Raw genomic sequence first — 13,262 nt, 5'->3', positions numbered from 1 at the left:
CCCTGCATTGGTGTATAGTAAAGATTCCGATAGCCAATCTAGCACAACAAAAAGTGGTATTAATACACAAAATATCATTATTAAAGATGAAGCTGAACAATTAAAACGTACACCCGCAGCACCAGCAGCAACATTACGATTGCCCGCATAAGCCTCTACTGCGCCCCAAAGTGCATGAGCAGTCAAATTGAGGGCAGTATTCACATTGCCTTTTGCATCTGTTGTTGCTTTCTTAATTTGATTATTCACCGCAGGTGATAATCCTGAAGCCACCACTTCCGCTGCCGGTCTGCCGGCTAAAGCGGTGCTGATAACATTTGATGCTGAATCAATGACAATGCCACAGTGCAAACTCAGTTATTCAGCATAAAGGACAAATTATTCCAGCTTGCTATTTAGAGGAAAATCACCAACTAAATCCATTATGGGAAGCTATCTCAAACCCAGAGAAAACCTATGATAATGTTGTGGTCTCGTTGAAAGATTGGGATGAGGCTTATGCGCGTGCTCTTCAAGAGAATCCAAAATTCGCGGGTGAAATGCAAGGTTAAGTTGCTTGAAGAAAAGGGCTTTTCAGTGACTAAAGCCAACATTCATAGCTGGCGACGGAAAAGCGGTAAGCCAAATTCTCGACCTGTTCCACACCGTATTTTATACGCTCTTTTTGAGCTTTTATTTGCTCAAAAAAATCAAAATCCTGATTTTTTTGAATATCCAAAAGAAATAAAAAGCGGCGAACAATAAAGAAAATTTTAATTTTCTTGTACTGCTATGTTCTGTATTGTACAATTTATGTTCCAAAATAATGAGCGGAGGATTTTAATATGTATGCTATTGCTTTCGATCTTGATACTGCAATGCTAAAAGAGCTATACCCTACTGAAAGTTGGCAGAATGCTTACGGTGATGTAAAAAAAGTGCTAGAAGCAGAAGGCTTTGATCATCAACAAGGTAGTGTTTATTTTGGTGGTGCAGATATGACAGCGGTTAAATGTGTTTTGGCTGCTCAAAAACTTTCTCAGTCTTATTCTTGGTTCAAGCCATCTGTATCAGATATTAGAATGTTGAGAATAGAAGAGCTTAATGATCTAGCTCCTGCATTGTAATTAAAGCTATATCTAAGCCCTAGTTATTTACTAGGGCTTTTTTATTTGGTGCTTCCCCTCCCTTTGGGTCGGGTCGGGCTATATTTTACGGCTGTATCCAACCACTTAATATGAGAAATAAACAAAGAAATAGGGATTTGGTTGTAATAAGCGGGAATAAGTGGTTCAAAACCTTATGAAACGGGGCTTTACGTGATGTAGAGCCTTTTTTATTGGGGAAAACCATATCGCGCAATGCTGGGGCGGTGAGGTGATTTATATCCCTCGTAATCTTGTTTTATTACTAAACGAACGCGACCGGAAGATTTTTAACGAGTTCAAAGATACAAATCACCGTGAACTCACACGAAAATACAACGTATCAATGCAGTGGATTTATCAGATAGTGAAAAAAATCACAAAAGAAGAAATCGCCCGACGCCAATTTGATATGTTCGGTAACGCATAACCGCTAAAAATTAGAAAAAACGTCCGAAAGGGCGTTTTTTAATAACTCTGCATTTACCAAATAGGTGAATGAAAAATCAAAAACTAAAAAATAATTTATTGACTTTCTTATTTAATTGCTTAAAATTGGGAAATAAGAGAGACAAGGAGATAAAACTATGGCACTTACAGAATTCGGCAAAGCAGTCCGCAAAGCTCGGATTGATGCCGGTGAAACACTACTTAGTATGGCAGAGACTATCGGAGCCAGTCCAGCATTTTTAAGCGGAATGGAAACCGGTCGTAAAAAAGTCCCGACTGAATGGGTAGAAAAAATTGCTAACTACTTTAAAGACAAAAACGTACAAACTGAAGACTTGCAAGAATTGGCCCATATTTCTAATGACGCTATTCCTGTAGAAGGTTTGCCATTACAACAGCAAATGATGGTAGCAGGTTTCGCCAAATCTGCGATGACCGCAGAGCAACTCACCAAATTTGCCGAATTATTAAAAGAAATCCATTCAGAAAAGGGAGAGTAATGGATGAGTTTACAAAGTTTATTATACGAAATGAACGGCTTACGAGTAAAACCAATGACCAGAAATGAAATTGAAAAAATGGCGTTGCCTCTTGCTAAGCATTTGAAATTTACCAAATGGAATAAAGCACGCCAACGCTTTGATGATGTATTGGAAAATGTGGCAACGATTGTCAATCTTGAGATCCTGTCAGAGACCGAATGGCAGGAACTTACCCATAACTTCACCAAAGGGCATTTCAGCCCAAGCGAGTTTACCATTCGTATTCCTGAAAATACCTATATTCTTGCCTGTAAAGGCGATAAAGATTCACTCGAAATTGTGTTGCATGAACTCGGACACGTTTTTCTAATGCACCAAGCCTATTTACACAAAGCAGACGAGTCACCTACAATCAATGAAGATCCCGAATGGCAGGCAGACACCTTTGCAGAAATTATTTTAGAAGCAATGGGGTACTCAATTACACAAATCTCACTAGATTTCGGTCGGCTAGAAATGTAAAAACCCAATCATAAAGACTGGGTTTATAAGATTTAGTAAAGTATTGCAGTACTTTATTAAATAGTAAGCAAAAAAATCAGTTCCATAGGGCGTTACTGATTTTCTTAACCTGAAAGCAATGCGAAATTTTACTCTTTTAATAGATTTTCGCAAGGATTAAGTTTGTAAAATGAGATATTTCTCTCAAATTACAATAATAAATACGCCCTCCTAACAATATAGGAGGCTTCAAATGGTATTTGAAACTAACCCTAATGGTGAACAGGTGGCAGTGATTTTTACTCCATATATCACTAAAAAAGGTAAGCGAATTTATCATCCTCACGGCGGTGTTTTCCGCATTGAGATCCCAATGGATAAATATCGTAACCATTAATTCAAAGGCTGTCTTATGACAGCCTTTTTCTTTAAACTCCTTTAATATAGCAACCCACCATTATTTCTTAAAATTTCTTTACGTAATATTAAAGAGGTTTAAAGAAATATCTCTATCACCTCCTATCACCAAAATCGTGATCCATTGTTCCGCCACAAAAAACGGCAAATCATTACGCACGGCAATACAAACCACCGCGCAACGTATCGACGAATGGCATAAACAACGCGGTTTTAAGCGTAGCCCCGTGTTAGCCAAACAATTCAATCCACATTTGCAACACCTAAGCTATCACTATGTATCGGCAAACATACCGAAATTACACTGACACCGACCATAAATAACCATAATGTGATTAGTTCCGGGCAGGTCATCGCTAAATTACAGACCGCCGTTGAAAAAGTTGATCCTCAAGACTTATCTAGTATGACCATGCCAATGGTAAAAACCCATTTGACAGAAGTGCGTTTACCACAGGCCAGCCTGTATAAAATCAACCCAGATGCTCCGAACGGCTATCTGGTGGAAACTGATCCAAAATTTACCGATCGTAAACGCTGGCTCAGTTCCGACTACATGTTTGAACAGCTTCGTTACAATCACGATAACGTACATAAACGTTTAACGTATTTATAGCAAAATATCTGTAATTTTGACCGCACTTTTCTAATCGATTACAATCCACTTATCCTAGCTCATGAAATTTTATTGTGAAAATTAAAACCTTATTAAAAAATGCGATTTCGCTCCTGCTGACGTTAATTATCGTGAGCAGTATTCTCGATTTTATTCGTAAACCCAATATTCCACCTGAAATCAATGCGACAGCACTTTATGATTTACAGGGGAATGCCTTCTTTTTACCTCAATTAGATCAAGCTAAGCCGACGATCATTTATTTCTGGGGAAGTTGGTGCGGCTATTGTCGTTATACTTCGCCAGCGATTAATTCACTTTCAGAAGAAGGCTATCCGGTAGTCTCTGTCGCGCTGCGTTCAGGGTCAAATAAGGACGTGGAAGATTATTTACAAACCCATCACTATCAGTTTACAACGGTGAATGATCCTCAAGGCAAAATTGCGGATCAATGGCAGGTGAATGTGACGCCGACCATTATTATTTTAAACAAAGGAAAAATGGATTTGGCCACAACAGGCTGGACAAGTTACTGGGGCTTAAAAGTGCGGTTGTTTTTCACAGAGTTTTTTGGCTAAGCGGCACAAAATCTATTACAATACACAGACTTATTTTAAAGAGGACAGAATTATGATTATCGTAACAGGTGGCGCCGGTTTTATCGGCAGTAATATCGTTAAAGCGCTAAACGATATGGGACGCAAAGATATTTTAGTGGTGGATAACTTAAAAGACGGGACTAAATTCATTAACTTAGTGGATCTTGATATCGCAGATTACTGTGATAAAGAAGACTTCATTGCGTCAATTATTGCCGGTGATGATTTAGGTGATATCGATGCAGTATTCCATGAAGGGGCTTGTTCAGCGACCACTGAATGGGACGGCAAATACATCATGCATAATAACTACGAATATTCAAAAGAGTTATTGCATTACTGTTTAGATCGTCAAATTCCGTTCTTATATGCATCAAGTGCAGCGACTTATGGCGACAAAACTGAATTCCGTGAAGAGCGTGAATTTGAAGGCCCGTTGAATGTATACGGTTATTCTAAATTCTTGTTCGACCAATATGTGCGTGCGATTTTACCTGAAGCGCAATCACCAGTATGTGGTTTCCGTTATTTCAACGTGTATGGTCCGCGTGAAGGTCACAAAGGTTCAATGGCGAGTGTCGCATTCCACTTAAATAACCAAATCTTGAAAGGCGAAAATCCAAAATTATTTGCAGGCAGTGAACACTTCCGCCGTGATTTCGTTTATGTAGGTGATGTGGCACAAGTCAACATTTGGTGCTGGCAAAATGGTATTTCGGGTATCTTTAACTGTGGTACCGGCAATGCAGAATCTTTCGCTGAAGTGGCGAAAGCGGTAATTAAATTCCACGGTAAAGGCGCAGTGGAAACCATTCCATTCCCAGAGCATTTGAAATCTCGCTATCAAGAATATACGCAAGCAGATTTAACGAAACTCCGCGCAACTGGCTACGACAAACCATTTAAAACCGTAGCGGAAGGTGTGGCCGAGTACATGGTGTGGTTAAATAAATAAAAATATTGAACAAATAATGTCGTTCAATACTAGAAAATGAATAAAGTGCGGTTAAAATTAATCTTATTTTTAGCCGCACTTTTGTTATAAGGTCAAGCATGAATATTTTAATTATCGGCCCATCTTGGGTCGGCGATATGATGATGTCGCACAGTTTGTATCAACAACTCAAACAGCAATATCCAAATTGCCAAATTGATGTGATGGCACCCAATTGGTGTAAACCGCTTTTAGCCCGTATGCCAGAAGTGCGTCATGCTATTGAAATGCCGCTTGGACACGGCAAGTTTGCCTTGTGTGAACGTTATCGTTTAGGTAAGGCATTGCGCAATCAATATGATATGGCAATCATATTACCAAACTCCTTGAAGTCAGCTTTTATTCCCGCCTTTGCAAAAATTGCGGTACGTCGAGGCTGGAAAGGGGAGAGCCGTTATTTCTTGCTTAACGATTTACGCAATAATAAACGTGATTATCCTATGATGGTGCAACGTTATGTCGCGTTAGCTTTTGAGCAAAATGCGGTACCGAAAGCGGCTGATATTCCTGTTCTAAAACCTTATTTAACCGTTGAGTCAACTCAACAAGCAGAAACCTTAAAAACATTTGAAAAACAGACCGCACTTTTAGGCGAACGTCCGATTATCGGGTTCTGTCCTGGGGCTGAATTTGGTCCAGCTAAACGTTGGCCGCATTATCATTATGCTAAGTTAGCAGAAATGCTGATTGAAAAAGGCTATGCGGTAGAATTATTTGGTTCACCAAAAGATGTGGAATCAGGAGAGCAAATTCGCAATGCATTACCTGCCGAGCTACAATCATTTTGTTTAAATTTAGCGGGACAAACTAACCTGAATCAAGCTGTGGATTTAATCGCTAACTGTACGGCAGTGGTGAGCAATGATAGCGGCTTAATGCATATTGCTGCTGCGACAGATCGTCCATTGGTTGCACTTTATGGCCCAACGAGCCCAACTTATACGCCACCATTATCTGATAAAGCTGTAATTATTCGTTTAATTGAAGGCGATTTAATTAAGGTGCGTAAAAGTACAGATAGCTCGGAAGGGTATCATCAAAGTTTGATTGATATTACGCCAGAAATGGCATTAGAAAAATTAGAGGCATTATTAGCAAAATGAACCCTCTACGCATACACTTACAATTAATCGGAATGGCCATTTTATGGGGCGCCTCTTGGCCTTGGGGACGAGTGGTTGCCCAAGCCATGCCGACATTTGTGGCTTCAAGTTTACGATTTTTGTTCGCGATTATTCCATTGTTGATTTGGTTGTATGTGGCTAATCGCTTTATTTATGTGAGAAAGCTTCGTCCTAACCAATGGTTTGGATTATTATTAACGGCTTTGCTTGGGATTTTTGGTTATTCGACTTTCTTTATTTGGGGCTTGAAATACGTGCCTGCAGGACAAGGAACGATGGTGGTTGCTTCGAATCCAGTCTTTACGATGTTTTTTGCTATTTTACTATTTAAAGAAAAATGGAATCGCTGGGTTGTATTAGGCATGATTATTGCAATTAGCGGTTCCCTATTAGCCATGACAAAAGGGAATCCAACTAATCTCTTACAAAATTTTGGATTCGGTCAAATGTTATTGCTTTGTGCTTTAGTTTGCTGGGTTGCTTATACTTTGTTGGCGCGTAAGGTATTAATTGGAATAGATTCCCTTACCGCGACCACAATTTCTTCCACTTTTGGTTTCTTCATGCTGACGTTGGCAGCGTTATGGACGGAAAATGCAGAAGATTGGGCAACCGTACTTCAATTAAATGGACCACAATGGTTTAGTTTACTTGGTCTTGCATTTGGTGCAACGGTATTAGCCTATGCATGGTATTTTGATGGGGTGAAATACTTAGGCGCAGGTAATGCCTCTGCTTATATTATTCTAGTGCCGATTTTAGGGATTTTATTCTCAGCCGTTTGGTTGAATGAACAAGTGGATTCCTCCTTAATTATTGGAGGCATTTTAGCCGTATCTGGACTTGGAATTATGCACTGGGGAAGAAGGTTAATTAAATGAAAGTATGTGTGATTAAGACTTCCTCTATGGGGGATGTGATTCATACTTTGCCGGCATTGACTGATGCACAGCGTGCTATTCCTAATCTCTCCATTGATTGGGTGGTGGAAGAGAATTTTGCCGAAATTCCACGTTGGCATTCGGCAGTGAAGCAAATCATTCCAATTGCCTTAAGACGCTGGCGAAAATCGCCTTTTTCGGCTCAGACCAAAAATGAGTGGAAATCTTACCGCACTTTATTACAAGCCAATCAATATGATGCTGTGATTGATGCGCAAGGGCTTTTTAAGAGCGCTTTTTTTGCGACACGCTTAGCCAATGGTGTCAAACATGGCTATGACCGCAAAAGTATCCGTGAGCCGATAGCTTCCTTGTTTTACGATAAAAAATATGTGATTTCTTATCAACAACATGCGGTAGAACGTATTCGTCAGCTTTTTGCTCAAGCACTATCTTATCCGTTGCCGATAGAAAAAGGGGATTATGGCATTGCACGTCATTTTATTTCCGTAAATTCTATTGAACCTTACGTGATTTTTTTTCACTCTACAACAAGAGATGAAAAGCATTGGTCAGAACGAGAATGGCGGAATTTAATCGAAAAACTGACCACACTTTCTATTCAAGTCCGTTTACCTTGGGGGAATGAAAAAGAAAAGGCGAGAGCAGAGCGATTAGCCACAGGTTTATCTCATGTGGTCGTTTTACCTAAACTTTCATTGAATGAATTGGCTGACCAAATAGCTAATGCGAAAGCCGTGGTGTCCGTGGATACAGGGCTTGCCCATTTGACAGCCGCACTGGATAAACCAAATATTACGCTTTATGGCGCAACAGATCCGACCTTAATTGGCTGTTATGGTCAAAATCAGCACTATTTAACAGCGAATTCAATGGAAAATATTACCTCAGACCAAGTATTTTCTGCGCTTAATTTATTAACTAAATAGGCGATAAAATAATCGAATATGTATTTATCTGGATTGATTTTAGTCAAAATATTGCCTATTTTCTGATAGTTAGAAAAATTTAGGGTTGACCATTTAGGTTGTAGTGTATAAACTGCAAAAAGTTCAATTTTTTAATAAACTTCATTAAATAATAGGGAAAGCGTTATGAAAAAAACACTTCTTGCTTTATCTGTAGCGGCATTAGCAGCAGGTTCTGCACAAGCTTATAACTTCCACATTGACCAAACTGGTACAGATGTTGATTTTTACGGTTCTTTACGTGTTAAATGGGAAAGCACCTCTAACAAAACTAACTATGTAGCGGGCGGTGAAAGCAAAGAGCACATCAACCATGCAGTTGATAACGATGGTTCACGTTTTGGCTTTAAATTAAAACAAAGTTTAGGTGGCGATTTCTATGCTTTAGGTCGTGCGGAATGGCGTATGCGTGGTGAAGCGCCTTCACAACATGATTTTGACCATGTTTATACTCGTCAACTTTATGCTGGTTTTGGCCACAAACAATTCGGTGAGTTAACTTACGGTAACATGGTAACTATCACTGATGAAGTAACACAAAGTGATTTAGCAAATACTTATAGCTTGACTGATGGTTTATTAGAGACTTCAGCTCGTCGTGTAGCACAATATGTTTATAATGGTGACTACGGCTCAAATAAAGTGAAATTTGGTGCGTACTATGGCGGTTCAAGCAAACGTGACATCAAAAACGTAGATTTAAAAAATAACCGTAAAAACACTTGGGGTACAGGTCTTATCTTTGATCATGAAATTGATAGTATCCAAAATGTAACTGTCGCAGCAGGTTTCACTCGTGAAATTTCTGAAAATGCTGACAAAACAGCATACTACAGCAATGCTTATGCTTTAGGCTTAGCATATAACTTTGTTCACACTACTTATGGTTTAGACTTTGCTCACAAAGATACTAAAAATAAAGATGGCGCAGGTAACAAGGTAAAAAATAATGAAGTAACCGCAGTAATTCGCCAAGGTTTAAATGAAGACTGGAACGTATATGCAATGTATTCTTATAAAACTGAGAAAACGTTACCTGTGGGTTCTGCATATTCCAAATCAACAGATCGCCAATTCTTAGTGGGTACTGAATACTATGTGTATAATCAAGGTTCATTAAAAGTTAAACCATTCATTGAATGGCAAGCGACTCGTACTAAATACGAGAATACCTTTGATGACGCAGGTAAACAGCTTGATCGTAGCCGTGATTTCAAAACTGTTATCGGTTTACGTGCATACTGGTAATTTATCAGTTTAATTTTATAAAGTGAGCGGATAGTGAAAGCTATCCGCTTTTCTTTTTGGCTTGTAATTTTGATTTTCACCCCCATAATACTGCTCAGGCGCAAAGTGCGGTAACAAAATGACATCTTTTTTGAATGTTTACGATTTATTCGAAAAATTGACCGCGCTTTTTACTCAAAGAATAAATAGGAACAAATAATGAATTACACTCAAGACAATGACAAACTTTACCGCTACCTTTTCCAAAACCGTGCCGTGCGTGGTGAATGGGTGCGATTAAACCAAACTTTTACTGATACCTTGAATACCCATCATTATCCAAAAGCAGTACAAAACTTATTGGGTGAGATGATGGTGGCAACGAATTTATTGACCGCAACATTAAAATTTAACGGTAATATTACTGTTCAAATTCAAGGTGACGGCCCATTAAAATTAGCTTTAGTCAATGGTAATGACCAACAACAGATCCGTGCATTAGCCCGTGTGCAAGGTGATATTCAAGATGGTATGAGCCTTCATGATATGATCGGCAAAGGCGTATTAGTGATTACGATTGCGCCGACTGAAGGCGAGCGTTATCAAGGGGTTATTGGTTTAGACAAACCAACGATTACGGAATGTTTAGAAGATTATTTTGTTCGTTCAGAACAATTACAAACCCAACTTATTATTCGCACAGGTGAATATGAAGGCAAACCAGTTGCTGCAGGGATGTTGTTGCAAATCATGCCAGATGGTCAAGGTACGCCAGAGGATTTTGAGCATTTAACTACGTTAGCTGCAACCGTAAAAGATGAGGAGTTATTTGGATTACCCGCAGAAGAATTGCTTTATCGTTTATATCATGAAGAAGTGGTAGAAGTTTTTGAACCGCAAACTGTTTTTTTCTTCTGTGGCTGCTCACCTGAGCGTTCTGGTGCCGCATTATTGCTGATTCCAGAAGCTGAAATTGAGGAAATCTTAGAAGAGCATAAAGGTAGCATTGATATGCAGTGTGAATGTTGTGGCACGCATTACTTCTTCAATAAAGAAGCCATCAATAAACTCAAACAAGCACAATAAGAAAAATCCCCGTTCATGATAACGGGGATTTTTTTATGCGCTTTTATTGTTGCACTTGTTCTAAGCAATGTTTGATGGCATCTGGAATCGAGCCACCATGATTTTTATTGGGAATAGAAATAAACGCTACGGAATTGCCTTGTTTTTCCAATATTTCCGCCAATTGATGCGCATTGATTGTTCGCATTTGTTTCCGTTGATTAATACGCTGTAATTGTTCTTCAGTGATATTTGGATCTTGTTCAGGGTATTCTTCGTAAGAGCCTAATGTAATTAGAATATGTGATGGTTTTTGGCTAACCCAAGGTTCATTTTGAGGCAAAAATGAGCCATTTCCCCACCAAAGGGAAGGGCTTGCCAAGGTGTAATGTTGAAATAAATCCGGTTGATGGAAGAGCACATACAATCCAAATAATCCCCCAAAAGAATGACCAAAGAAATATTGTTTTTCTTTATTTATATTGAAATGCTGCTCAATGTAAGGTTTAACATCTTCTTGAATAAAACGTAAAAAATCGGCAGCTTTCCCTCCTTTGGCAAATTCAGCACCTTCAGCCGGAAACGTGTAGTCTCTTGTACGTTCCTCAATGGCGTAAGCTTTATCAGATACATAACCGATACCGACAATAAGAGGGAGAGGTTTGTTAGGATTGACCGCATTCACTGCGATTGGAAATTGAGCGTTACCATCTAGCGTATAAAGTGCGGTCAGTTTTTTCGACGTTTTTGGTGGAACTGCAATAAACAAACGGTAATGCTTGCCTTCAAAAGTAAAATCTTTTTCTTGAATTTGATACATTTTTTTCATGCTTTCTTGAATAGGTGGAATTTTAAAATCGGGTTCAGCTTGCGTGCTTTGTGTAAACATCAGCAGAAAAAATAAAAAAGGTAAACGCAGAAATGAGAACATGGTTATCTGGTATTAATTTGAGAATGGTTATCACTATATAGTAAAAGTAAAGGTGAAATCAACCGCACTTCATCTTGGCTCCCCAAAACACCCTAAAAATAGGTAGAAATTTTCAATGAATGTTCAAAAATTTGATCTAGTTAACATTTTTTTTGGGGTAATTCCCCTACAATAGCCACAGGAAAAATTTTTAAACTTTAATCAAGAGGTGAACTATGACTGACATTAAAAATGTAATTAAAGAACTTGAAGCCATTGGTATTCATGACGTAAAAGAAGTGGTTTATAACCCAAGTTATGAACAACTTTTTGAAGAAGAAACGAAACCAGGTTTAGAAGGTTTTGAAAAAGGTACACTTACCACAACTGGCGCGGTGGCTGTTGATACAGGGATCTTTACCGGTCGTTCACCGAAAGATAAGTATATCGTTTTAGATGATACTACAAAAGATACCGTATGGTGGACTTCTGATGTGGCGAAAAACGATAACAAACCAATGACTCAAGAAACTTGGTCAAGCTTGAAAGGCCTTGTGACTAAACAACTTTCTGGCAAACGTTTGTTCGTGGTTGATGGTTTCTGTGGCGCAAGTGAACAAGACCGTATCGCAGTGCGTATTGTGACTGAAGTAGCATGGCAAGCACACTTTGTGAAAAATATGTTCATTCGTCCGACAGAAGAACAATTAAAAACCTTTAAACCTGATTTCGTGGTAATGAATGGTTCTAAATGCACCAACCCGAACTGGAAAGAACAAGGTTTGAACTCTGAAAACTTCGTTGCATTCAACTTAACTGAGCGTATCCAATTAATCGGTGGTACTTGGTACGGTGGCGAAATGAAGAAAGGTATGTTCTCAATGATGAACTACTTCCTACCACTTAAAGGTGTAGGTGCAATGCACTGTTCTGCTAACGTAGGTAAAGACGGTGATGTTGCAATCTTCTTCGGTTTATCAGGTACAGGTAAAACCACCCTTTCTACCGATCCAAAACGTGAATTAATCGGTGACGATGAGCACGGTTGGGATGATGTAGGTATCTTCAACTTCGAAGGTGGTTGCTACGCGAAAACTATCCATCTTTCTGAAGAAAATGAGCCAGATATCTATCGTGCAATCCGTCGCGATGCGTTATTAGAAAACGTAGTGGTTCGTGCTGATGGTTCAGTTGATTTCGATGATGGTTCTAAAACTGAAAATACTCGTGTGTCTTACCCAATTTATCACATTGATAATATTGTTAAACCAGTATCTCGTGCTGGTCACGCAACGAAAGTAATTTTCTTAACTGCGGACGCATTCGGTGTATTACCTCCTGTGTCTAAATTGACACCAGAGCAAACTAAATACTACTTCTTATCTGGTTTCACTGCTAAATTAGCTGGTACAGAGCGTGGTATTACTGAACCAACTCCAACCTTCTCAGCATGTTTCGGTGCGGCGTTCTTAACTCTTCACCCAACACAATATGCTCAAGTGTTAGTTAAACGTATGCAAGCTGCTGGTGCAGAAGCTTACTTAGTTAATACTGGTTGGAACGGTACAGGTAAACGTATCTCAATCAAAGATACTCGTGGTATTATCGATGCCATCTTAGATGGTTCTATTGAAAAAGCAGAAATGGGCAAGTTACCAATCTTTGATTTAGCGATTCCAAAAGCATTACCTGGCGTAGATTCTGCGATCTTAGACCCACGTGATACTTATGCGGATAAAGCACAATGGGAAGCAAAAGCGAAAGATCTTGCTGGACGTTTCGTGAAAAACTTCGAAAAATATGCAACTAACGCAGAAGGTAAAGCGCTTATCGCAGCAGGTCCAAAAGCTTAATTAGAGAATATCGTATCTAATTAAACATTT

Annotated in this window: 15 protein-coding genes and 2 pseudogenes; 16 read left to right on the top strand and 1 reads right to left on the bottom strand. The window is 39.0% G+C overall.

Features of this window, described 5'->3' with window-relative positions; translation table 11 throughout:
• Positions 1–498: 498 nt before the first annotated feature.
• The 15 genes and pseudogenes from ACXVWP_RS05285 (at position 499) to hslO (ending at position 10,490) form a co-directional block, all read left to right on the top strand.
• The gene (locus ACXVWP_RS05285) at positions 499–744 is read left to right on the top strand and encodes a hypothetical protein (RefSeq protein ID WP_289902133.1); all 246 of its coding nucleotides are present in this window, start codon (positions 499–501) and stop codon (positions 742–744) included.
• An 80-nt stretch (positions 745–824) separates the two neighbouring features.
• A complete protein-coding gene (locus ACXVWP_RS05280; protein ID WP_128786747.1) occupies positions 825–1,106 on the top strand; it encodes a virulence factor in 282 nt (93 codons plus the stop codon).
• Between the two features lie 220 nt (positions 1,107–1,326).
• Positions 1,327–1,554 (top strand): annotated as a pseudogene (locus ACXVWP_RS05275) (Mor transcription activator family protein); the annotation flags it as partial.
• A gap of 157 nt (positions 1,555–1,711) precedes the next feature.
• Entirely contained in the window at positions 1,712–2,074 is a 363-nt protein-coding gene (locus tag ACXVWP_RS05270) for a helix-turn-helix domain-containing protein (protein WP_128786748.1), read from the top strand.
• Between the two features lie 3 nt (positions 2,075–2,077).
• A complete protein-coding gene (locus ACXVWP_RS05265; protein ID WP_128786749.1) occupies positions 2,078–2,578 on the top strand; it encodes a toxin in 501 nt (166 codons plus the stop codon).
• A 232-nt stretch (positions 2,579–2,810) separates the two neighbouring features.
• Positions 2,811–2,954, top strand: coding sequence for a hypothetical protein (locus ACXVWP_RS05260; protein WP_172621990.1), 144 nt, complete (start codon positions 2,811–2,813; stop codon positions 2,952–2,954).
• Between the two features lie 106 nt (positions 2,955–3,060).
• A pseudogene (locus ACXVWP_RS05255) lies at positions 3,061–3,255 on the top strand (N-acetylmuramoyl-L-alanine amidase); the annotation flags it as partial.
• A gap of 125 nt (positions 3,256–3,380) precedes the next feature.
• Positions 3,381–3,590, top strand: coding sequence for a hypothetical protein (locus ACXVWP_RS05250; RefSeq protein ID WP_289902132.1), 210 nt, complete (start codon positions 3,381–3,383; stop codon positions 3,588–3,590).
• A gap of 74 nt (positions 3,591–3,664) precedes the next feature.
• Positions 3,665–4,168 (top strand): protein disulfide oxidoreductase, encoded by a 504-nt coding sequence (locus ACXVWP_RS05245; RefSeq protein WP_128786751.1) that lies wholly within the window; start codon positions 3,665–3,667, stop codon positions 4,166–4,168.
• A gap of 52 nt (positions 4,169–4,220) precedes the next feature.
• Positions 4,221–5,144: an ADP-glyceromanno-heptose 6-epimerase gene (gene rfaD, locus ACXVWP_RS05240; protein WP_128786752.1), complete on the top strand. Its 924-nt coding sequence runs from the start codon at positions 4,221–4,223 to the stop codon at positions 5,142–5,144.
• A 98-nt stretch (positions 5,145–5,242) separates the two neighbouring features.
• Entirely contained in the window at positions 5,243–6,286 is a 1,044-nt protein-coding gene (gene waaF / locus ACXVWP_RS05235; protein ID WP_289902131.1) for a lipopolysaccharide heptosyltransferase II, read from the top strand.
• Positions 6,283–7,188: a DMT family transporter gene (locus tag ACXVWP_RS05230; RefSeq protein WP_289902130.1), complete on the top strand. Its 906-nt coding sequence runs from the start codon at positions 6,283–6,285 to the stop codon at positions 7,186–7,188. The genes waaF and ACXVWP_RS05230 overlap by 4 nt, the downstream gene beginning before the upstream one ends.
• On the top strand, positions 7,185–8,138 hold the full coding sequence (rfaC, locus tag ACXVWP_RS05225) for a lipopolysaccharide heptosyltransferase RfaC (protein WP_178161709.1): 954 nt from the start codon (positions 7,185–7,187) through the stop codon (positions 8,136–8,138). The genes ACXVWP_RS05230 and rfaC overlap by 4 nt, the downstream gene beginning before the upstream one ends.
• A gap of 165 nt (positions 8,139–8,303) precedes the next feature.
• The gene (locus ACXVWP_RS05220; protein WP_049381432.1) at positions 8,304–9,425 is read left to right on the top strand and encodes a porin; all 1,122 of its coding nucleotides are present in this window, start codon (positions 8,304–8,306) and stop codon (positions 9,423–9,425) included.
• Positions 9,426–9,623: 198 nt separating this feature from the next.
• Positions 9,624–10,490 carry an Hsp33 family molecular chaperone HslO gene (gene hslO / locus ACXVWP_RS05215; RefSeq protein ID WP_297568447.1) on the top strand — a complete coding sequence of 289 codons (867 nt, stop codon included), beginning with the start codon at positions 9,624–9,626 and terminating at the stop codon, positions 10,488–10,490.
• 43 nt (positions 10,491–10,533) lie between these two features.
• On the opposite strand, the gene ACXVWP_RS05210 is transcribed toward hslO, so the two are convergent.
• Positions 10,534–11,358, bottom strand: a complete 825-nt coding sequence (locus ACXVWP_RS05210) for an alpha/beta hydrolase (RefSeq protein ID WP_297568480.1) — start codon at positions 11,356–11,358, stop codon at positions 10,534–10,536.
• A 257-nt stretch (positions 11,359–11,615) separates the two neighbouring features.
• On the opposite strand from ACXVWP_RS05210, the gene pckA reads away from it, so the two are divergent.
• Complete coding sequence (gene pckA, locus ACXVWP_RS05205) at positions 11,616–13,232, top strand: phosphoenolpyruvate carboxykinase (ATP) (RefSeq protein WP_297568444.1); 1,617 nt, start codon at positions 11,616–11,618, stop codon at positions 13,230–13,232.
• The last annotated feature ends 30 nt before the right edge of the window (positions 13,233–13,262 follow it).

This window comes from Haemophilus sp. SZY H56, from assembly GCF_054332415.1.
This window is presented reverse-complemented; position numbering and strand designations above follow the sequence as displayed.